The organism is Marinobacter sp. LV10R510-11A (assembly GCF_900215155.1).
GTDB lineage: Bacteria > Pseudomonadota > Gammaproteobacteria > Pseudomonadales > Oleiphilaceae > Marinobacter.
On the sequence record NZ_LT907980.1, the window covers coordinates 528,798 to 549,799 of the forward strand.

The 21,002-nt window shown below is 53.0% G+C and carries 16 protein-coding genes and 4 tRNA genes; 15 read left to right on the top strand and 5 right to left on the bottom strand.

The annotated features are described in order from the left end of the window. The first annotated feature begins 25 nt into the window (after positions 1-25). From CPH80_RS02615 to CPH80_RS02660, 10 genes are all read left to right on the top strand, one after another. A tRNA-Pro gene (locus CPH80_RS02615) sits at positions 26-102 on the top strand. A 32-nt stretch (positions 103-134) separates the two neighbouring features. After that, positions 135-211 (top strand) — tRNA-Arg (locus CPH80_RS02620). 101 nt (positions 212-312) lie between these two features. Beyond that, positions 313-388, top strand: a tRNA-His gene (locus tag CPH80_RS02625). Between the two features lie 18 nt (positions 389-406). Further along, positions 407-491, top strand: a tRNA-Leu gene (locus tag CPH80_RS02630). 326 nt (positions 492-817) lie between these two features. Then, entirely contained in the window at positions 818-2,125 is a 1,308-nt protein-coding gene (tig, locus tag CPH80_RS02635; protein ID WP_096275484.1) for a trigger factor, read from the top strand. 80 nt (positions 2,126-2,205) lie between these two features. Next, positions 2,206-2,841 carry an ATP-dependent Clp endopeptidase proteolytic subunit ClpP gene (gene clpP, locus CPH80_RS02640; protein ID WP_096275485.1) on the top strand — a complete coding sequence of 212 codons (636 nt, stop codon included), beginning with the start codon at positions 2,206-2,208 and terminating at the stop codon, positions 2,839-2,841. An 82-nt stretch (positions 2,842-2,923) separates the two neighbouring features. Continuing rightward, the gene (clpX, locus tag CPH80_RS02645; RefSeq protein ID WP_096275486.1) at positions 2,924-4,207 is read left to right on the top strand and encodes an ATP-dependent Clp protease ATP-binding subunit ClpX; all 1,284 of its coding nucleotides are present in this window, start codon (positions 2,924-2,926) and stop codon (positions 4,205-4,207) included. Between the two features lie 179 nt (positions 4,208-4,386). Then, complete coding sequence (gene lon, locus CPH80_RS02650) at positions 4,387-6,804, top strand: endopeptidase La (RefSeq protein WP_096275487.1); 2,418 nt, start codon at positions 4,387-4,389, stop codon at positions 6,802-6,804. A gap of 110 nt (positions 6,805-6,914) precedes the next feature. Next, positions 6,915-7,316 (top strand): HU family DNA-binding protein, encoded by a 402-nt coding sequence (locus CPH80_RS02655; RefSeq protein ID WP_413772258.1) that lies wholly within the window; start codon positions 6,915-6,917, stop codon positions 7,314-7,316. A 163-nt stretch (positions 7,317-7,479) separates the two neighbouring features. Continuing rightward, positions 7,480-9,333, top strand: a complete 1,854-nt coding sequence (locus CPH80_RS02660) for a SurA N-terminal domain-containing protein (protein WP_096275489.1) — start codon at positions 7,480-7,482, stop codon at positions 9,331-9,333. 76 nt (positions 9,334-9,409) lie between these two features. Here the strand turns inward: CPH80_RS02660 and hexR are convergent, their stop codons facing one another. Then, positions 9,410-10,288: a transcriptional regulator HexR gene (gene hexR / locus CPH80_RS02665; protein WP_096275490.1), complete on the bottom strand. Its 879-nt coding sequence runs from the start codon at positions 10,286-10,288 to the stop codon at positions 9,410-9,412. A 212-nt stretch (positions 10,289-10,500) separates the two neighbouring features. Between hexR and zwf the strand changes: the two genes are divergently transcribed. The 3 genes from zwf to CPH80_RS02680 are packed head-to-tail and all read left to right on the top strand — an operon-like array spanning position 10,501 to position 13,332. Beyond that, positions 10,501-11,976, top strand: coding sequence for a glucose-6-phosphate dehydrogenase (gene zwf / locus CPH80_RS02670; RefSeq protein ID WP_096275491.1), 1,476 nt, complete (start codon positions 10,501-10,503; stop codon positions 11,974-11,976). Then, positions 11,963-12,685 (top strand): 6-phosphogluconolactonase, encoded by a 723-nt coding sequence (pgl, locus tag CPH80_RS02675; RefSeq protein ID WP_096275492.1) that lies wholly within the window; start codon positions 11,963-11,965, stop codon positions 12,683-12,685. The genes zwf and pgl overlap by 14 nt, the downstream gene beginning before the upstream one ends. Continuing rightward, complete coding sequence (locus tag CPH80_RS02680) at positions 12,682-13,332, top strand: bifunctional 4-hydroxy-2-oxoglutarate aldolase/2-dehydro-3-deoxy-phosphogluconate aldolase (RefSeq protein WP_096275493.1); 651 nt, start codon at positions 12,682-12,684, stop codon at positions 13,330-13,332. Before pgl ends, CPH80_RS02680 begins: the two co-directional genes overlap by 4 nt. Here the strand turns inward: CPH80_RS02680 and pyk are convergent. Next, positions 13,325-14,773, bottom strand: a complete 1,449-nt coding sequence (gene pyk, locus CPH80_RS02685; protein ID WP_096275494.1) for a pyruvate kinase — start codon at positions 14,771-14,773, stop codon at positions 13,325-13,327. The two genes, CPH80_RS02680 and pyk, sit on opposite strands and share 8 nt — an antisense overlap. Before the next feature lie 68 nt (positions 14,774-14,841). After that, on the bottom strand, positions 14,842-15,846 hold the full coding sequence (gene gap, locus CPH80_RS02690; RefSeq protein ID WP_096275495.1) for a type I glyceraldehyde-3-phosphate dehydrogenase: 1,005 nt from the start codon (positions 15,844-15,846) through the stop codon (positions 14,842-14,844). 168 nt (positions 15,847-16,014) lie between these two features. On the opposite strand from gap, the gene edd reads away from it, so the two are divergent. Then, complete coding sequence (edd, locus tag CPH80_RS02695; RefSeq protein WP_096275496.1) at positions 16,015-17,835, top strand: phosphogluconate dehydratase; 1,821 nt, start codon at positions 16,015-16,017, stop codon at positions 17,833-17,835. A gap of 28 nt (positions 17,836-17,863) precedes the next feature. Here the strand turns inward: edd and CPH80_RS02700 are convergent, their stop codons facing one another. Beyond that, positions 17,864-18,607, bottom strand: a complete 744-nt coding sequence (locus CPH80_RS02700) for a nitroreductase family protein (protein ID WP_096275497.1) — start codon at positions 18,605-18,607, stop codon at positions 17,864-17,866. A 131-nt stretch (positions 18,608-18,738) separates the two neighbouring features. Between CPH80_RS02700 and CPH80_RS02705 the strand changes: the two genes are divergently transcribed. Further along, positions 18,739-19,350 (top strand): uracil-DNA glycosylase family protein, encoded by a 612-nt coding sequence (locus CPH80_RS02705; RefSeq protein ID WP_096275498.1) that lies wholly within the window; start codon positions 18,739-18,741, stop codon positions 19,348-19,350. Here CPH80_RS02705 and glpD read toward each other — a convergent pair. Continuing rightward, positions 19,305-20,819, bottom strand: coding sequence for a glycerol-3-phosphate dehydrogenase (glpD, locus tag CPH80_RS02710; protein WP_096275499.1), 1,515 nt, complete (start codon positions 20,817-20,819; stop codon positions 19,305-19,307). The genes CPH80_RS02705 and glpD overlap by 46 nt on opposite strands. Positions 20,820-21,002: the final 183 nt, after the last annotated feature.

The window sequence follows — 21,002 nt, forward strand, 5'->3', positions numbered from 1 at the left end:
GATGCAACATGTTGTTCAGTTCAGACGGGGTATAGCGCAGCCTGGTAGCGCGCCTGCTTTGGGAGCAGGATGTCGGGAGTTCGAATCTCTCTACCCCGACCATTTTCTGAATGTTCAGATGGGTGAACGGTCATGCGCCCGTAGCTCAGCTGGATAGAGCATCGGCCTTCTAAGCCGAGGGCCGCAGGTTCGAGTCCTGCCGGGCGCACCATTTTAGTTATTGACTTAAATGGTACTGAAGCACCGCAGGTAGCAAAGTTGAAAGGTTAGTGAATTAGTTATCGAATGTACCGCAAGGTATATTCCGATGTGGTGGACGTAGCTCAGTTGGTAGAGCTCAGGATTGTGACTCCTGCGGTCGAGGGTTCGATCCCCTTCGTCCACCCCACTTTTTGAAGGATTTTCCGCTCCGGTGGTGGAATTGGTAGACACGATAGGTTTAGGTCCTGTTGCCGCAAGGTGTGGGGGTTCAAGTCCCTCCCGGAGTACCAATTTGAAGGCCCTTAGAGATTCTCTAAGGGCCTTTTTTATACTAGGCGCTCACCCTTTCTATCTGGTTGCCCCCAAGGTGCTGCACTTATTCTACGAATCCAAGGCTGCCCCCCCTTTGTTTTTCTTTTTTTGCCCCAAACTCCTGCTTATAGTGTCGCTGTGATCACGACCCCTGAAACTACCTTTGGCAGGTGATTCTCTCGCTGGGGCAAACCGTGATAAACTTCCGGCTTTTAATTTTGGGTCTTTTCCGAGGAAACCGCTCGGGATAGGCTTTTGGTTTTAATTTTATTCATATACCGAACCCGAAACTTGAGGATTTTCCATGCAAGTGTCTGTAGAAACGACCTCCAACATTGAGCGTCACATGACGATTAGTGTGCCCGCCCAAGAAATCGAACAGGCGGTTCAGAAGCGCCTGCAGGAAACTGCGCGCACGGTGCGCCTGAATGGTTTCCGCCCTGGAAAGGTTCCCATGAGTGTGGTCAAGCGTCGGTTCGGTGACAGCGTTCGCCAGGAAATTGTCGGCGATATCATGCGAGACACCTACACCAAGGCGCTGCAGGAGCAGGATATTACTCCTGCTGGGTGGCCAAAGCTTGAGCCAAAAACCATGGAAGCTGGCAAGGACCTCGAGTTCGTTGCCATTTTCGAAGTTCTTCCTGAAATTGTGCTCGGTGATTTGAGCAAGATTTCCATCGAGAAGCTGACCTCTGAAATTACCGACAAGGATATCGACACCATGATCGATAACCTGCGTCGTCAGCAGGCCACCATGAAGTCCGTTAAGCGTAAGTCGAAGAACAAGGACGTGCTGACCATCGACTTCAAGGGCACCGTCGACGGTGAAGAGTTTGAGGACGGTGCCGCTGAAGGCCACAAGCTGACCTTAGGTTCTGATCAGATGATTCCGGGCTTTGAAAAAGCCATCGTTGGCGGCAAGGCTGGCGAGGACCTTGAGATTGAAGTGACGTTCCCTGAGGACTATCACAACGAAGATCTCAAAGGTAAGCCTGCAAAGTTTGAGATTAAGATTCACGAAGTTGAAGAGCCGCAGTTGCCTGAGTTGAACGCTGAGTTCTTCACTAAGTTCGGTATTGAGGCAGAAGACGAAGCCGCATTCCGTGAAGAAGTTAAAAAGAACATGGAGCGCGAGCTCAAGCAGGCAGTGGCCAACAAGGTCAAGAACGACGTTGTAGACGGCCTTCTGGAAACGACCGAAGTCGACATTCCTAGCACTCTGGCTGATCAGGAAATTGATCGTCTGCGTCAAGACGCTGTTAAGCGTTTTGGTGGCCAAGTGGATTTCCAGCAGCTGCCTAAAGAAATTTTCCAGGATCAAGCCGAGCGTCGTGTTAAGACGGGCCTGTTGTTCCAGGAAGTTGTTAAGGCTAATGACCTGAAAGTAGATCCGGCCAAGGTTGACGAAAAGATCCAAGAGATTGCGTCAACGTATGAACAGCCAGAGGAAGTTATCGCGCACTTCAACGGTGACCCAGAACAGAAGAGCCAGATCGAGTCATCTGTGCTTGAAGATCAGGTTGTTGATTACGTGCTCTCCCAGGCCAAGGTCACGGATAAGAAAGTTAAGTACGAAGAGGCTATTCAGGCAGGCCAGTCCCAGCAGGGCTGATTCTGACCAGAAAATAGTGCCAAGGTCGGATTTAATCCGGCCTGGCTTGCCGATTTTTTCAAGAGGAGTTCAGGCGCATCATGACGCAGAAACCAATCGATGGTTCCGCAATGGATACCAGGTCCGCCCTGGTGCCGATGGTTATCGAGCAGACTGCCCGCGGGGAGCGCTCGTTCGATATTTATTCCCGTCTGCTCAAGGAGCGTGTGATCTTCATGGTGGGCCAAGTGGAAGACCACATGGCTAACCTGATCGTGGCGCAGCTTCTTTTCCTGGAATCCGAAAACCCGGATAAAGACATTCACCTGTACATTAACAGTCCAGGCGGTTCTGTATCAGCGGGTATGTCCATTTACGACACTATGCAGTTTATAAAGCCCGACGTTTCAACCCTATGTGTGGGCCAAGCGGCTAGCATGGGCGCATTCTTGTTGGCAGGCGGTGCTGCAGGTAAACGTGCCTGTTTGCCCAACTCTCGGGTAATGATTCACCAGCCATTGGGTGGTTATCAGGGGCAGGCAACGGATATTGAGATCCATACTCGCGAGATTCTCAAAATCCGTCATACCCTGAATTCGATTCTGGCTTACCACACCGGCCAGGATCTAGAGACCCTCGCTAGGGACACGGACCGTGACAATTTCATGGACCCGACCCAAGCTAAAGAGTATGGGCTGATCGATACGATACTTGATAAGCGCGTACCGAATAAATAATACTGGTAGTAATTGCATCATCCTTGGCCGGCGCACGACTATCTAACTGAAGCGCCGGCAAAACGAGATTAGAGGTATTTCAATGGCAGATGAAAAAAACGGCAGAGGCGACGATAACGGTAAGTTGCTCTACTGCTCGTTTTGTGGAAAGAGCCAGCATGAAGTCCGTAAGCTCATTGCAGGGCCTTCGGTGTTCATCTGCGACGAGTGTGTCGACCTGTGCAACGATATTATCCGTGAAGAGATTCAGGAGAACGCGCAGGAGGAGCCGAGCGATCGTCTTCCGACACCGGCTGAGATCCGCAATACGCTTGATGAATATGTCATCGGCCAGGATCGCGCCAAGGTTGTGCTCGCGGTAGCGGTCTATAACCACTACAAGCGCCTCCAGTATGGTGAAGGTAAGGGCGATGTCGAGCTTGGCAAAAGTAACATTCTGCTGATTGGCCCCACGGGTAGTGGTAAAACGCTTCTCGCAGAGACTCTGGCGCGCATGCTTAATGTGCCATTCACCATCGCAGATGCCACAACGCTTACGGAAGCCGGCTATGTGGGTGAAGATGTTGAGAACATCATCCAGAAGCTGCTTCAGAAGTGCGATTACGATGTGGAAAAAGCCCAACGGGGCATTGTGTATATCGATGAGATCGACAAGATTTCCCGCAAGTCTGATAACCCTTCCATCACCCGGGATGTTTCAGGCGAGGGCGTTCAGCAGGCATTGCTGAAGTTGATTGAAGGTACCGTTGCCTCTGTGCCACCTCAAGGTGGGCGTAAGCATCCCCAGCAGGAATTCTTGCAAGTAGATACCGGCAATATGCTGTTTATCTGCGGTGGTGCGTTTGCCGGCTTGGACAAAGTTATCCGTGATCGTACTGAAAAGAGCAGTATCGGCTTCTCGGCGGCAGTTGCCAGCCACGATGACAGCAAGAATATGGGTGACGTGATCAAGAACGTTGAGACAGAAGATCTTGTCAAATACGGTCTGATCCCGGAATTTGTAGGGCGCCTGCCGGTTGTTGCCACTCTGAACGAGTTGGATGAAGATGCTCTTGTGCAGATTCTGACGGAACCGAAAAACTCCCTAACCAGGCAGTATCAGAAGCTGTTTGATATGGAGGGAGTAGAGTTGGACTTCCGTGATGACGCGCTGCGTGCCGTCGCTGGCAAGGCTCTGATGCGCAAAACCGGCGCCCGAGGTCTTCGCTCCATCATGGAGGCCACGTTGCTCGACACCATGTATCAGATTCCGTCTGAGCATGGCATTTCCAAAGTTGTGATTGATGAAAGTGTCATCAAGGGCGACTCGGAACCGTTCAAGATTTATGCGAATACCGATCACGCCAAGGCTGTGCCTGATGATTAATAGGGCTTTCACAGCTGAGTGATATAACCGGTGGAAATAAAAAGGGGCGAAACGCCCCTTTTTTAATGGTTTGTATCAGAAGCGCTTAGTGCTGTGTTGTTTGGTAAAAAGATTGCAATTTCAACGGCCGCCCCAATGAAGGGTGATATGCTGAATGAAACAAAGTCAGAGGATTCCTTATGACCCTGATACCCGAAGATATCGTGCAAGAATACCCGCTGCTTCCTCTCCGCGACGTAGTGGTGTTTCCGCACATGGTGGTTCCCTTGTTTGTGGGCCGCGAAAAATCCATCCAGGCTCTGGAAGCCGCAATGGAAGGAAGCAAGGAAATCCTCCTGGTGGCCCAACGGGACGCCTCCACGGATGAGCCAGGCCCGAAGGATGTGTTCGATATGGGCACGCTGGCCACAGTGCTGCAGATGCTGCGCCTGCCAGACGGCACTGTAAAAGTGCTGGTTGAGGGTAATGCTCGGGCGGCAATTAGTGACATTTCTGAGGCTGAGTACATGTCCGGTGGCGCTACGCTGATGGACGAAGTAGCTCTGCCCGAGCGCGAAGAAAAAGTGCTCCTGAAAACCCTGATGGACGAGTTTGAAAAGTATGTAAAGCTGTCCAGAAAAGTGCCATCGGAAGTCTCAAACGCTCTGAGCGGAATAGAAGAGTTGGCGCGCCTTGCAGACACCATGGCCGCCCATCTTGAAATGCATATTCCGGATAAGCAGGAGCTTCTGGAAGCGCTCGACCTGAACCTTCGTGTGGAACTTCTGCTTGGTAAGCTGGATGGCGAGATCGACCTGATTGAGGTGGAGAAGCGCATCCGTGGCCGCGTAAAGAAACAGATGGAGCGCAGTCAGCGCGAGTACTATCTGAATGAACAGATGAAAGCTATTCAGAAAGAAATGGGTAACCTGGGTGAAGGTAATAACGATTTTGAAGAGCTCGAGCAGAAGCTCGAAGAAGCCGGCTTGCCTGAAGAGGCTCGCAAGAAAACCGAGGTTGAGCTGAACAAGCTCAAGATGATGTCGCCTATGTCTGCCGAGGCCACGGTTGTCCGCGGTTATATCGATTGGATGCTGGCGGTACCTTGGAAAAAACGCAGCCGTGTACGCCACGATATTGAAAAGGCCCGGGAGATTCTCGATGAGGATCACTACGGCCTTGACGAGGTCAAGAAGCGTATTCTTGAATACCTTGCGGTGCAGAGTCGCGTGAAAAAAGTAAAGGGGCCTGTGCTGTGTCTGGTGGGCCCTCCGGGTGTTGGTAAGACATCCCTTGGCCAATCAATCGCTCGGGCTACAAATCGCAAGTACACGCGGATGGCCCTTGGTGGTGTGCGCGATGAGGCTGAGATTCGTGGCCACCGTAAAACCTATATTGGCGCGCTGCCCGGAAAGTTGTTGCAGAAGCTATCCAAGGTGGGGGTAAAAAACCCGCTGTTCCTGTTCGATGAGATCGACAAGTTGGGTATGGATCACCGCGGTGACCCTGCGTCTGCGTTGCTGGAAGTCCTGGATCCTGAGCAGAACCATACGTTCAATGACCATTACCTGGAAGTGGACTACGATCTTTCCGATGTGATGTTCGTGTGTACGTCCAACTCCATGGACATTCCGGCCGCACTGCTGGATCGAATGGAAATTATCCGGATCCCGGGTTATACGGAAGATGAGAAGGTTAACATTGCGCTCAAATACCTGGTGCCTAAGCAAAACAAGGCTAACGGCCTGCGTAAGGATGAGTTGACGCTGCCAGAAGAAACCCTGCGTGATTTGGTTCGTTATTATACTCGCGAGGCTGGTGTGCGTGGTCTCGAGCGGGAAATTGCCAAGATATGCAGAAAGGTTGTTCGCGAGCATGTGGAAGCCGGTGACAAGGCGACCGTAACCATTGATCCTGAGTTGCTTGAGCATTATTCAGGCGTACGCAAGGTTAGTTTCGGGCTCGCTGAAGAAACCAATCAGGTGGGCCAGGTGACGGGTCTGGCTTGGACTCAGGTAGGCGGCGAATTGTTGACCATTGAGTGTGCACTTACTCCTGGTAAGGGCAGGGTTGTAAAAACCGGCTCCCTAGGGGACGTGATGCAGGAGTCGATTCAGACCGCGCTTACCGTGGTAAGAAGCCGTGCCCCAGGGCTCGGTATTGCTGACGATTTCCACGAAAAACACGATCTACACGTGCACGTACCTGAAGGTGCGACCCCAAAAGATGGCCCCAGTGCCGGTATTGGAATGTGCACAGCACTCGTTTCTGCACTGACCAAAATTCCGGTACGTGCAGACGTCGCGATGACCGGTGAGATTACGCTTCGTGGTCGGGTGTTGGCCATTGGCGGGCTTAAAGAGAAGCTCCTTGCGGCCCATCGAGGGGGTATAAAAACCATCATCATTCCAGATGAAAACGTTAGGGATATCAAAGAGATACCGGATAATATTAAGGCGTCTCTTGAGATTATTCCGGTGAAATGGATCGATGAAGTTTTGGATATTGCTTTGGCCTATGCACCCGAGCCACACGCGGCCAGTTCTTCGTCTAAAGCGACGTCTGGGAAACCACGTGACGACGAAAGCGACAGTGCAGAGCGCATAAATACACATTAAAGCTTGGATGAGTTGTTGACATGCCGGAGAGCCCATTGGTATAACTGTTTCGCCGTGAAGCAGCCTATACCAAGGGCTCCCGCGCAATAAGTGCCTATTCCAAACACCGGTTGAATGCCGAAAGGAATAAGAAAACCGAAGAATGGAATTCTCCGACCGCTTATGCGATAGTCGAGAACGTCCGAGAAAAAAACAAACCAACATATAACATCTTCAACCTGACAGCGAAGGGGTTTAGTGTGAATAAGTCCGAACTAATCGATGCAATTGCAGAGTCCGCAGATATTTCCAAAGCCGCCGCTGGCCGCGCTTTGGACGCAATGACCAACTCTATCACCGGTGCCCTCAAAGAAGGCGATCAGGTTACTCTGATCGGTTTTGGCACTTTCTCAGTGAAAGATCGTGCTGCACGCACGGGTCGCAACCCGCAAACGGGTGCCGAGATCAAGATTGCGGCCTCTAAAGTGCCTGGGTTCAAAGCAGGTAAGGCCCTGAAAGACGCCGTTAAGTAACGGTTCTTTCTCCGGCGTCTCCTGCCCAAGGGAGTCGCCAAGAAGAATTCAAGGCGCATTCCGACAGGGTGCGCCTTTTTACGTTGAGTGCATCGGCAGCAGGCTTTGATACCGCCGCCAAATGATAAAAACTGCACGACCTTGACAGGGGTTCGGGAGAAACATGCTTCAAGATATTCGGGATAATTCCCAAGGCACTATTGCCAAGATCATTATCGGTCTGTTGATCGTGTCACTCTCCATCTGGGGAATGGATGCCATTGTTGGTGGCTTCTCCGGCGAGCCGGAAGTGGCAACCGTTAACGGTGAGGACATCACCGAGCGGGAATTCCTGCGGGTTGTCCAGATGGAAAGTCAGCGTCGTCTGTCGGAGATGGAACGTCCCGATCCGGCCATGCTGAACGAAGACCAGATCCGCCAGAACGTACTCGATTCCCTGGTTCAGGAGCAGGTGTTGATTCAAGACGCCAAAGCCCAGGGGCTTGCTCTCAATGATGCGGGTATAGATGCTCTGATTACCCAAATGCCACAGTTTCAGGTTGATGGAGAATTTAACCGTGATCGTTTTGTAGCTTCCGTGCGCAACCTCGGCATGGGTGTGGGTGAATTCCGTGAAGCCATGCGCAAACAATATGTGGTCAATCAGATCCGTGGCGGCGTTGTGCAGAGCGGTCTTGTTGCAAGCGCGAATGCCGCGCAGCTTCTGCGTATCCAGAACCAGACTCGGAACTTCCGCGTTGTTCAGATTCCCGCAAGCGCGGTATCTGATGAGCTTGAGGTTGCCAGCGCAGACATCGAAGCCTTCTACCAAGAGAACAGCGACGCATTTCGGCAGCCTGATCAAGTAGACGCGGTCTACATAACCTTATCGCTGGGTGCCCTGGCAGAGAAAATCGAGATCAGTGAAGAGGATCTTGAAGCCTACTATGAGCAGCGCGCTGGTGACTTGGCCCGTGAGGAGCGTCGTGCGTCTCATATTCTGATTGAAGATGGTGCCGATGCTACGCAGACCATGGCCTCCATCAAGGAGCGATTGGACGCAGGCGAGAGCTTTGAAGATCTGGCGAAAGAGGTGTCAGTTGATACTGTTTCCGCGAAAGAGGGCGGCGACCTTGGTTATGCGGGCCGTGGCGTTTACGACGAGGCCTTTGAGGAAGCTTTGTTTGCACTGGAGGAGGGCAAGGTATCAGACCCTGTGAAAACCAGTTTTGGTGTACATCTGATTCGCTTGGACGACGTTCGGCGCTCAGAGGTCCCGGCGCTGGCAGAGCTTGAGCAGAAGCTTCGCACCGAACTTGCCCGTGAGCGCGCCCAAGAAGAATACGCAGAAGTACGCGCAGAACTGGCAGACTCGGCCTACAGCTCAGACGATCTGGTCGGCCCGGCCGAAGAAATGGGCCTGGAAATCCGCAAAGTTTCTGGTGTTACCAAAGATGGTGGTCAGGCACCGTTTGACCATGCAGGCTTGGTTCGTCAGCTCTTCTCAGAAGACGTCCTTGAAGGCGGATTCAATACCGAGCTGATCGACGTTGGCGATAATGTTTCCGTTGTTGCCCGTGTTGGCGAATACCGCGAGGCCCAAAAGCTTGCCCTTGAGGATGTTAAAGACGATATTCGCCGCAGTCTCGAGGCTCGCAAGACCCGAGAAATGCTTGCCGACCGCGCTGATGCCATCATTGCCAGCCTTAAGAAAGGCGAAGCTCTAGATGCGCTGAATGCGGGCGACTGGGAGCGGTTTGAAGATCAGGCGCGAAATGCTGCACGCGCTGATCCGCGGGTCGTGCAGACTGTTTTCGCTTTGGCCCGTCCCGGTGATGGTGAGCCGAGCTACGGCACCGCGATCACACAGGATGGTGTTGCGGTCATTGCACTGGATGCCGTAAATGAAGGCGAGGCAGAAAAAGGTAGCGGTGACCTAGACCAGTTGCGTACGTTCTTGGCGTCACTTGAAGGCCAGCGTGAATACGCAGCCTATCAGCAGTTCCTGAGAAACAGCGCCGAAGTATCACGGCCATAAGGCAGCGCTGAAATAAAAAACCCGGGCAACTTCACGTGTTGTCCGGGTTTTTTATTGCCTTTGGTAAGGCGCGCTTTCAGTCAGGAGTTGATGGGAACCGGGTAGGTATCAGGCTGTCTTTGATTTTCTTGAGGTGCCCAAGAAAATCTGCGCCGCGTTTTAGCGTGACTCCCGTGGCCAGTATATCGATAATTGTCAGGTGGATGATTCTGGATGACATGGGCATATAGACCTCGATATCCTCTGGGGCTGTGACTTCCAGCGCCGTTGTGCAGACCTCCGAAAGCGGGGAGTTCGGCGTTGTGATGCCAATCACGGTGGCGCCGTTATCCCGAGCAATGCGGGCAATATCGACGGTTTCTCTGGTGCGCCCAGTATAAGAGATCATCACAATGACATCCCCTACACTCGCGCCCGCAGCGACCATTCGCTGCATCAGGGCGTCGTCATAAGACATGACCGGAATGTTAAAACGGAAAAACTTGTGCTGGGCATCAAGCGCCACAGACGCGGAGCCTCCCATGCCAAAAAAGTTGATTTGTTTTGCCTGAATCAGATAGTCGATGGCCGTTGCTAATGCCTGGGGATCCAATGCCTGACGAGCTTTGTCGAGATTGGACATCGTGCTCAGCATGATTTTGTCAGCAAACTCTGCAACTGTGTCGTCAGGCTCGATGTTTTGGCCAATATAGGGTGTGCCGGTGGCGATGCTCTGGGCAAGGCGGATTTTGAAATCTGGGAAGCCCGTGGCCGAGAAGCCCCGACAAAATCGGTTGACGGTCGGCTCGCTGACGTTGGAAGCCCGGGCCAAAGCCGCAATGCTGTACCGGGTGGCGGCACTCGGGTCGCGCAGGATAGCCTCCGCCACCTTACGTTCTGACTTGTTCAGAGTCTCCAGCCGGGATTGAATATCCTCAAGCAAATTGTCATCACGATGCGCCCGATTTGCGGCCATCAAACTACTCCCTGAATTCTGGGTGGAATCATTATTGAATATGAACTGATTATACCGTGATTTTACCGTATTTTGGGTAGTAAACGTATCAATCTCAGGGATTCCACTTGGATTGATCTGAGCTCGGTGTCATTATTTAAATATAATTACTACATTTTAAACCGAATGCAGGCGCGTCTGTCGTTGCCTGGTTCTCCGGAGAGATGAATCCAATGGTCAACAAGATCACGACCCGTTGCGACATTATGCTGTTTGGCGCTCTGGGTGACTTGGCCCAACGAAAGCTGTTTCCGGCTTTTTATCAGCTGGAGAGAGCCGGCCTTTTGGCTGATGGCAGTAAAATACTGGCGCTTGCGCGGCAAGACACGGACACCACGGCTGTTCGCAAACAGTTGTTGAACAGTTTGGAGCAGCACGTAAAACCTGATGAGTTTGATCGCTCTTTGGCAGAGGCCTTTCTGCAGAGGGTTGAATATCAGGTTCTGGATTTTCGGGACAGCGAAGGGTTTCAGGTTCTCAATGATTGGCGTGATGAGCACAGCAATGAACTGATTGTTTATATGGCTTGTCCGCCCAGTATGTACGGTGTCATTGCCCGCAATCTCCGGTCATCCAGTTGTTGCACCGAAAAGACGCGGGTTGTTGTTGAAAAGCCCATTGGTCACGACCTTGAATCGTCTCGTGTGATAAATGATGAGCTTGGGGAGGTCTATGATGAAAGCCAGCTCTTTCGGATCGATCATTATCTGGGCAAGGAAACCGTTCAGAACCTGATCGCATTGCGCTTCGCCAACAATCTGTTCGCATCTCAGTGGGATCAGAATCATATTTCTCACGTGGAAATATCCGTTGCAGAGAGCGTGGGTATTGAAGGCCGCTGGGGCTATTTTGATAAAGCCGGGCAAATCCGCGACATGATACAAAACCACATGCTTCAGTTGTTGTGCCTGATTGCCATGGATCCGCCCACAGATTTGTCTGCCGACAGTATTCGTGATGAAAAGGTAAAAGTACTCAAAGCGCTGCGCACAATTACTCCGGACATGATGGAAAGTCACGTGGTACGGGGCCAGTACACCGCGGGCACCAGCATGGGGGAGTCGGTTTCCGGCTATCTGGAAGAAGACGACGCGAATAAGAGAAGCGAAACAGAAACCTTTGTGGCGTTGAAAGTAGAAATCGACAACTGGCGCTGGTCTGGCGTGCCATTTTATATCCGCACCGGTAAGCGCCTTCCGGAAAAGCTGTCCCAGATTATTATCCACTTTAAGCCGGCTCCCCATTATATTTTTGACCAGGATCAGAAGCATCTGGCGAACAACAAGCTGATTATCCGGCTGCAGCCGGATGAAGGCATGTCTCTTAAGATACTAACCAAGGATCAGGGCTTGCACAAAGGCATGCGGCTACGCCAAGGGCCGCTTGAGCTGACGTTTTCAGAAGCCTTCGAAACCGAGCGCATCCCCGATGCTTATGAGCGCCTACTTTGGGAAGTCATGAAAGGTAATCAGTACCTGTTTGTGCGGCGTGATGAAGTGGAGCATGCTTGGCGCTGGGTTGACCGGGTTATTCAGAACTGGAGCGATGGCGGTCATCCGCCCAAGCGTTACGCCGCTGGCACCTGGGGGCCGGTTGCATCCATTGCAATGATTACCCGTGATGGAAGGGGCTGGTATGAAGACGCCTGAAGTGGATTTGCCAAAGGGGATAGAGGCGCATTTTGGAGAATCGCCGCAACAGGTTGCGCTGGCGCTCGCGGACACAGTCGCGGAGTTCCTAAGGAGCCGCCTTCAGAGTGCGCAAAGTGCGAGCCTCGCGGTTTCTGGGGGCTCCACGCCGGTGCCGTTTTTTCAGGCCTTGTCGCGCAAGCAGCTGGAATGGAGCAGGGTGGATGTTCTACTGGTAGACGAGCGCTGGGTAGATGAAGCCAATGGGGCCAGCAACACCAAACTCGTAAAAGAGAACCTGCTTCGGAATAACGCAGCGGCCGCACGGTATCTATCGCTGAAGCATAAAGGCGCTACCCCCGATGAAGGCCTGAGTGCAGCCCAAGCGGAGCTTGCGAGGTTAACGCGCCCGTTGGATGTGCTGATTCTGGGAATGGGCAATGATGGCCACACTGCGTCTCTGTTCCCTGACGCCCCGGAACTTGCGCATGCTATGGATCCGGGAAACCCGGAAACCCTGGCGGCCATGACGCCGCCATCCCAAACGCAACAGCGAATTACGCTAACCTATGCACTGATGCGGGAAGCTCGCTTCACGGCACTGCATCTCAAAGGAAGCGACAAACTGGATACACTAAAGCGGGCGTTGAGCCAGCCGGACGACCTGCTCACTATGCCTGTACGCGGTTTTCTTAAACCTGGCCTGCAGATTTTCTGGAGTAAACAATGACCCAGTTATCCGGATTTCATCGCGACCGCATCAGATCGGTTCTGAGTGCTTCACTATTGATGCCTGTTATCACCATAAAGCACGCCGACGATGCGGTACCGCTTTGTCAGGCGCTGTTTGATGGTGGGATTCGCGTGATGGAAATAACCCTGCGTACGGAGCATGGGCTTAAAGCGATCAAAAGCGTGCGCGAAGCCCTCCCGGAAGCTTGGGTTGGCGCCGGAACCGTGACCAGTCTTGCCCAATACCGCCAGGCAGAAGCGGCTGGAGCCCAGTTTATCGTCACCCCCGGCCTTACTGAAGCGCTTCTTGAGTTCTCGTTAACCTCCGAAGCACCTCTTTTGCCAGGTGTTTCAACAGCCTCAGAGCTGCTTCTGGGATATGGCCTTGGCTACCGCGAGTTCAAGTTTTTTCCAGCAGAAGTGGCGGGTGGAACTCGTGCCCTCAAGGCCCTTAATGGCCCGTTCCCCGATGTCACCTTTTGCCCGACCGGCGGCATTCGCCGCGAAACAGCCAGAGACTACCTAGCCCTGAGCAATGTACAAACGGTAGGGGGCAGCTGGCTGACGCCTGACGAGGTCGTTGCGACGAAAGACTGGGCTAGGATCACTGAAATTGCGGCGGGTAGCCTCTCGGATATCAGCTGATATCTGATCCAACCCGGACAATTTTCATGGAATTGGTTCCCCCTTGGGCATTGGCGTAATCACCTTTGGTGATAACAACCAGATCCCCTTCACTGACCACCTTGCGGCCCACAAGCTGAGATACCGCCTGGGCATTGGTCTGCTCATTTGGAATCTGCGCAGAATCAAACGGAACCGTTTGAACGCCTCGGTACATCACAACCCGGTGCTGAGTGGAATGGTGCCGAGAAAATGCAAAAATCGGCAGGCTAGATTTGATGCGGGACATCAGCCGGGGTGTCTCGCCCGTCTCGGTCATACAGATAATAGCCGACACGCCATTCAGGTGATTCGCTGCGTACATGGCGGAGAGGGCAACCGCCTCGTCAACCTGCTCCATGCTTTCGTGAATCCGGTGTTTCGACTGGTGCATGGATGGCTGCTTCTCCGCACCTATACAAATACGCACCATCGCTTCCACTGCTTCCACCGGGTAGTCACCCACGGCTGTTTCTGCAGATAGCATAACGGCGTCTGTGTAATCCATAACAGCGTTTGCCACATCAGACACCTCAGCCCGAGTAGGCATGGGGCTGGTAATCATCGACTCCATCATCTGGGTGGCTGTAATCACCGCACGGTTAAGAACCCTGGCGCGGGAAATAATGTGTTTCTGCACGCCCACAAGCTCCGCATCGCCAATCTCAACGGCCAGGTCACCACGGGCCACCATCACCGTATCAGACGCCTCAATCACTGCATCCAGTGCTTCCATATTATGGGCTAGCTCTGCGCGCTCAATTTTTGCGACGAGCCCCGCGCTGGAGCCAGCTTCCTTCAGCAGCCGGCGAGCTGTGTGCATATCATCAGCGGTGCGAACAAAAGAGACGGCAACGTAATCGGCTCCAAGGCGGGCAGCGGTCACTATGTCCTGTTTGTCTTTCTCAGTAAGCGCATCGGCAGACAGGCCGCCACCACGCTTGTTCAGGCCCTTGTTGTTGGACAGTGGGCCGCCAATCAGAATCGTAGATGTGATGCTGTGGTCGTCAACAGACTTCACTTCCATTTCGATGCGGCCGTCATCCAAAACCAGGATGTCACCGGGTTTTACATCATCAATCAGCTGCTCATAATCGATGCCCACCCGCTCCTGGGTTCCAGCTTCCTTGTCCATCGAGGCATCCAGAACAAAGGTCTGACCTGCGCTTAGGATAACTTTGTTGCCGGCGAAGCGGGCAATGCGAAGTTTGGGGCCTTGTAGATCTGCCAGCAGGGCAACAAAGCGCCCCTGAGCTGCGGCCGCCTCGCGCACCCGACGCGCGCGGTCAATGTGATCTTCAGCGCTGCCGTGAGAAAAGTTGAGCCGGGCAACATCAACACCGGCTGCGATTATTGCGGCCAGAGATTCGGGGGAGTCAGTAGCAGGGCCTAGCGTGGCGACAATCTTGGTACGCCTGAGCATATTTCGTGTCCTTTGGTTGTTCGGCTTAGTCGCGTGTAAATCAGCGAGCTGTTTCAGGTCGACCGGTTTTATTGACTGGCTTTCATCAACGCAAGCGTATTATCTAGCATCCGGTTCGAGAATCCCCATTCATTATCGTACCAGACCATTACCTTTACATGACGGCCGAGCACGCGAGTGTGGTTTGCGTCGAAAATGCTGGAGAGAGCGTTGTGGTTGAAGTCTACGCTGACCAGCTTTTCGACGTTGTAACCCAATACAGGGTTTGATTCTGCAGCCATTTTTACTGCTGTATTGATCTCGTCAACAGATGTGTCCCGGCTGGCTATAAAGCTAAAATCTACCAGCGAGACGTTGATAGTCGGGACGCGAACGGCCAAGCCATCCAGCTTTCCTTCAAGCTCGGGAATGATCTTGCCAATGGCCGCGGCCGCGCCAGTTTGGGTTGGAATCATCGATTGCGTTGCGGAGCGGGCGCGGTACAGATCCGAGTGGTAAACATCGCTTAAAGTCTGATCGTTGGTGTAGGAGTGAATCGTTGTCATTAACCCGCTTTCGATACCAACCGCTTTGTGCAGGGCCTCCGCAACGGGTGCAAGGCAGTTTGTTGTGCAGGATGCGCTGGAAATAATGTCGTGCTTTGCTGACAGCATTTTGTGGTTCACGCCATAAACCACCATGGCATCAGCATCGGGGCTGGGCGCCGAAATAATAACTTTGCGCGCTCCAGCCTTCAGGTGGGCTTCCGCTTTTGCCCGTTCCGTAAATAACCCCGTGCACTCAAAGACCACGTCAACATTCAGGTCATTCCAAGGTAATTCTTCTGGATTGGGCATTGCAGTGATTACGATCCGATCGCCATTTACGCTGAGAGATTCGGCATCGTGGCTGACGTCAGCATTAAATCGCCCGTGAACACTGTCATACTTAAGGAGGTGGGCGTTGGTTTCTGCGTCGCCCAGATCGTTAATGGCGACCACCTGCAATTGCTCACGGTAGTTATTTTCATAAAGTGCGCGCAGTGTGTTGCGGCCAATCCGCCCAAAACCGTTAATTGCGATACGAATTGCCATACTCTGACTCCTGATCTGAATGTTTTTGTTCGTACTCTATTGAAGATGTAGTAAATATAACAAAATAATACAGAAATATGAATTAATTAACGTTATAAAACGAAAAAAGAAAGTAAAAATACGCATTATTCAGTGTAATTGAACAACAAACAGGAACAGGAGCCCAACATGCACCCGACTATCCACGCTGTTACCCAGCGAATTACCGATCGCAGTCGTACACACCGGCAGGAATACCTTGGCCGCATGAACGAGCTGAAAACCCGCTCGCCGCACCGAGGTGCGCTCTCTTGCGGTAATCTTGCCCACGGCTTTGCCGCTTGTAATCAGGATGACAAAAACACCCTGAAGCTGATGAACAAAGCCAATGTGGCCATGGTTTCGGCATACAACGACATGCTCTCGGCACATCAGCCCTATGCCAATTTTCCCGACATTATTCGTGAGGCCGCTCATGGCATGGGTTCCGTAGCCCAGTTTGCCGGTGGTACGCCCGCCATGTGTGACGGAGTAACCCAGGGGCAGCCGGGCATGGAGCTCAGCCTGTTCTCACGGGACACCATCGCCATGAGCACTGCGGTGGCCCTGAGCCACAACATGTTTGATGCCACGCTGCTGTTGGGCATTTGCGACAAGATTGTTCCGGGTTTATTGATTGGTGCGCTCAGCTTCGGGTATCTGCCTGCTGTTTTGATACCTGCCGGGCCTATGCCGTCGGGTCTTCCGAACAAGGAAAAGCAGCGTATTCGGCAACTGTATGCGGAGGGAAAAATCGAGAAAGACGAGCTGCTGGAGGCCGAGAGCAAGTCCTATCACAGCCCAGGCACCTGCACATTTTACGGTACGGCCAACAGCAACCAACTGCTGGTTGAAGTCATGGGGCTGCATATGCCGGGCGCAGGGTTTGTTAACCCGAACACGCCGTTGAGAGATCAGCTGACTCGCGCGGCAACGGAACAGGTCATCCGGTTATCTAAGCCTCAGGGCGGAGAGCTTGGCCTTGGGGATATGGTTAACGAGAAAAGCATTGTGAATGCGCTGGTGGCACTTCTGGTAACCGGCGGCTCCACCAACCACACGCTGCACTGGGTTGCGATTGCCCGGGCCGCAGGCATTATCATCGATTGGAACGATTACGCTGAACTGTCATCCGTAGTGCCATCGATGACCCGCATCTATCCCAATGGCGATGAGGATGTGAATACTTTTCACGAAGCAGGCGGCACGCCATTCCTGATTCGCGAGCTGCTTGCGGGCGGCTACCTGCACGGAGATGTGGAGACGGTTGTCGGGCACGGGCTAGAACGCTACACGCACATGCCCACGCTCAACGATGGCAGATTGGTTTGGCAGCCTGCGCCGGAGAAAAGCCTGCGCCCGGACGTATTAAGTAGCGCGTCTGAGCCTTTTGCCCCTGACGGCGGCCTCAAGGTATTGGATGGCAACCTCGGCCGAGGCGTGATCAAGGTGTCTGCGGTTGCCCCCGAACATCACAGAATCGAAGCGCCGGCCGTGGTTTTCAATGACCAGAACGAACTTAAGTCGGCTTTTGATGCTGGTGAATTAGATAAAGACTGTGTGGTTGTTGTTCGTTTTCAAGGGCCGAGATCCAACGGAATGCCAGAGCTGCACAAGCTGACGCCGTATCTTGGAGTGCTGCAGGATCGGGGGTATAAAGTTGGGCTGGTTACCGATGGCAGGATGTCGGGCGCGTCGGGCAAAGTACCTGCGGCGATTCACGTTTACCCGGAAGCTCTCGATGGCGGATCTCTTGCTAGGGTTCGCGATGGCGACCTGATATGCATAGATGCCGATCAAGGCACCTTATCTATTGTTGTGAATACGGCAGAGTTTGCGGAGCGTGAGCCGGCCAAGCCGGATTTGTCCGGCTATCATAATGGCTATGGCCGAGAGCTGTTTGGCTGGATGCGGCGCGCGACGAGCACGCCGGAAGAAGGCGCCAGCTTTTTCTGGAATCATGAGGCATAGCCCTAGCAGTTAATGCCTCACATGGATTTCACAGGTAGTGGATTAGGTCTTTTTGATCGAACCTGTACTGGCGGTTATAAACACCGTTATCTGCTCGCCGGCCCGCCGCAAGAACCATGGTGACAAGGCCTTTGCGGGGTAGGTTTAAGAGCTTTCTCACCCGGCATTCGTCCAATCCTTCCATCGGACAAGAATCGTAACCGTGGGCGCGCAAGGCGAGCATGAGGTTTTGCGCCGCCAATGCCGTAGATTTGGTAGCCCAGACCTTCATTTCATTAACCGAATATGGCCCACGGGGAACAGGGCGAGATAGGCCCACCACAAGCCCTGCGGTTTTTTTGGCCACACCCAGAAGCCCAAACGGCCCTTGGTTGTAGTGAATGGGTGCGATCTTTTTATAGTACTTTTCAACAACAGAGGGCAGCTTTTCGTCTTTTGGCCACTCCTCCAGCGCAAGTCGGGCGTGCTTTCGCCAGGTGTCCGGGCGCGCAACAATCACGATCAATACCGGGGCGGTGGTGGCTGCGTTCTGGCCCAGGCAGGCTTCGGCGAGTTTGCTCCGCAGCTCTGGTGTTTGAACCACAAAAAACTCCCACGGCTGCAGGTTGCTGGAGTTGGGTGCCAGTGTGGCCAGTTCAAGGCAGTCTTCCAGTACGGGCGCTGGGATGGGTTCGTCTGTGAAGCGTCGAACAGAGCGGCGGCTGCGAACGACCTTGCGGAACTCTTCAACATCAATCTCCGGCAAGGGGAGGGGGCCTACTTTTGCGTTCATGAGTAACCTCTGGTCATACACTGGTCATACAGGGGGGGCGGCAGAGCGATAGCCGCTTGCTGCCTTGTTTTTTGAGCTATATGGTTACGGTAATCTACCCTTTATGCAATCGCACGGATGACGTTAAGCCGATGACGAGTACTCTTGCCAAGCTCCCTTTTGACGAACTGCTTCGTCAGGTACGTGCCTGCACGATTTGCGCGGAGGCGTTGCCCCACGGACCACGACCGGTTGTGCAGCTGTCACCGGCGTCGCGCATTCTGGTGGTGAGTCAGGCGCCCGGAAGGCGTGTGCATGAAACAGGGCTGCCGTTCAACGATCCCAGTGGCGACCGGCTACGTCAGTGGATGGGCATGACGTGGGAGACGTTTTACGATGCCAGCAACCTCGCCATTCTTCCCATGGGTTTCTGTTTTCCCGGCACGGGTAAGTCCGGTGATTTGCCGCCCAGGCCTGAATGCGCACCTGCTTGGCACAATGCGTTACTGGATCGATTATCCAATATTGGGTTGACTTTGGTTATAGGCCAGTACGCCCATGCTTGGCACCTTCCAAACGGTAAAAGATCCGTGACGGAAAACGTCGAAAATTGGCGCCAATATTGGCCAGACTTGCTGCCGATGCCCCATCCCAGCCCGCGCAACAATCTCTGGTTGCGCCGCAACCCTTGGTTTGAGGACGAGGTAATTCCGGAACTTCAGGAGAGGGTTGCCGCGCTTTTGACCGAAGCAGACGAAAGGTAAGTTTCCAGTGTTTTGGTTTGTGCGTCAGATGCGTAGAGCCCCTGCTTAGTTCGGCGCCAAAGGATGTCTTCGGAGGTCATGGCCCACTCGTTTTTCACAAGGTGTTGGACTTCTTTCTCGTAAAGCGTGCCTGCGAAATGCTCACCTAGGTCACTCACTGAGGTGCAGCCACTGAGAATACCGCGGGACGTCGTACCGTAGGTCCGCACATAGCGGCTCAGAACCGCTTCGGGTAACCAAGGGAACTCCTGTTGGAGCGCTACTGCAAGGTTGTCCTGGTTATCAAAATCGCCGCCGGGCAAAATCGCTGTCTTTGTCCAGCGACCACTCATGTCCGGGAAGAAATGAGAGAGCTTGTTCGTGGCAGCTTCAGCGAGTTTTCGGTATGTGGTGATTTTGCCACCGAACACTGAAATCAAGGGTGCCTTGCCTTTCTCCTGGTTGACTTCAAAAGAGTAGTCACGTGATGCCTTCTGCGCATTCTCTTCCTCGCCATCCATCAGCGGCCTTACACCGGAATAGGACCACACTACATCGGACGGCGTGAGCTGCCGAATGAAGTATGCATTAACAATATCCAACAAATATTTCGTTTCTTCCGGCGATATCTTTGCTTTCTTGGGGTCGCCGTCGTATTCAACATCTGTGGTGCCTATCAAGGAGAACTCATCCTCATAGGGGATTACAAACACAATGCGCTCGTCTTCGTTCTGCAGAATATAGGCTTCCTGATCCTGGTTGAGCCGAGGCACAACAATGTGGCTGCCTTTGACCATTCGGATCATCTTGGGTGCTGGCATAGAGAGTGTTTCATCAAATAGCTTGCTCACCCATGGGCCAGAGGCATTAACAATAGATCTGGCCAAAACCGTTTTCTCGCCTTCGCTCACCATGTCACGGAGCGTAACCTTCCAATTCTTATCCCCGCGCTCAGCGTTAACGCATTTGGTTCTGGTCATGATCTTTGCGCCGAATTGCTGAGCTTTTTTGGCTGTCAGCACAACCAGCCTAGCGTCATCCACCCAGCCGTCAGAGTACTCAAACCCTTTGGTAATATCGGGCTTTAATGGCCCTGTTTCGTCGAAACGGATGGAGCTGGAGCTCGGTAGAATTTCACGCTTGGCCAAGTGGTCATAAAGGAATAAGCCGGTACGTATCATCCAAGCCGGTCGCAAGTGAGGCCGGTGAGGGAGACGGAAGCGCATAGGCCACATTATATGGGGTGAGTTTCTGAGAAGGGACTCACGTTCAGCCAGCGCTTTCTGCACAAGCCGGAACTCGTAGTGTTCAAGATAGCGCAGCCCGCCATGAATCAGTTTGCTGCTGCTTGAGGACGTTGCAGAAGCCAAGTCGTTCATTTCGCAGAGCAGTACCTTGAGGCCACGCCCGGCCGCATCCATTGCTATCCCGGTTCCGTTGACTCCGCCGCCAACGATGACAACGTCATACTGTTCTTGCTCCAAAGTCATTGTTGGTCATCTCCTGGTGCCATGGGTAAAGGCGCTTTTTGTTATGCGAACATTTTTGCATTCAAACGCATTATTGAAGCAGTATGCGAAAGACATAGATATTCGTAAAGGAAAATATAGAAAATAAACGAAAATGGCGGTATAAAACAAAAACGATGGGAGTGTTCTGCGCTCGGTCGGCCA

Coding starts and splice junctions, on each gene's coding strand:
- edd (WP_096275496.1), top strand. CDS start 16,015: ATGCACCCGACTATCCACGCTGTTACCCAGCGAATTACCGATCGCAGT.
- tig (WP_096275484.1), top strand. CDS start 818: ATGCAAGTGTCTGTAGAAACGACCTCCAACATTGAGCGTCACATGACG.
- zwf (WP_096275491.1), top strand. CDS start 10,501: ATGGTCAACAAGATCACGACCCGTTGCGACATTATGCTGTTTGGCGCT.
- glpD (WP_096275499.1), bottom strand. CDS start 20,819: ATGACTTTGGAGCAAGAACAGTATGACGTTGTCATCGTTGGCGGCGGA.
- CPH80_RS02660 (WP_096275489.1), top strand. CDS start 7,480: ATGCTTCAAGATATTCGGGATAATTCCCAAGGCACTATTGCCAAGATC.
- CPH80_RS02680 (WP_096275493.1), top strand. CDS start 12,682: ATGACCCAGTTATCCGGATTTCATCGCGACCGCATCAGATCGGTTCTG.
- hexR (WP_096275490.1), bottom strand. CDS start 10,288: ATGGCCGCAAATCGGGCGCATCGTGATGACAATTTGCTTGAGGATATT.
- lon (WP_096275487.1), top strand. CDS start 4,387: ATGACCCTGATACCCGAAGATATCGTGCAAGAATACCCGCTGCTTCCT.
- pgl (WP_096275492.1), top strand. CDS start 11,963: ATGAAGACGCCTGAAGTGGATTTGCCAAAGGGGATAGAGGCGCATTTT.
- CPH80_RS02700 (WP_096275497.1), bottom strand. CDS start 18,607: ATGAACGCAAAAGTAGGCCCCCTCCCCTTGCCGGAGATTGATGTTGAA.
- CPH80_RS02705 (WP_096275498.1), top strand. CDS start 18,739: ATGACGAGTACTCTTGCCAAGCTCCCTTTTGACGAACTGCTTCGTCAG.
- clpX (WP_096275486.1), top strand. CDS start 2,924: ATGGCAGATGAAAAAAACGGCAGAGGCGACGATAACGGTAAGTTGCTC.
- pyk (WP_096275494.1), bottom strand. CDS start 14,773: ATGCTCAGGCGTACCAAGATTGTCGCCACGCTAGGCCCTGCTACTGAC.
- gap (WP_096275495.1), bottom strand. CDS start 15,846: ATGGCAATTCGTATCGCAATTAACGGTTTTGGGCGGATTGGCCGCAAC.
- clpP (WP_096275485.1), top strand. CDS start 2,206: ATGACGCAGAAACCAATCGATGGTTCCGCAATGGATACCAGGTCCGCC.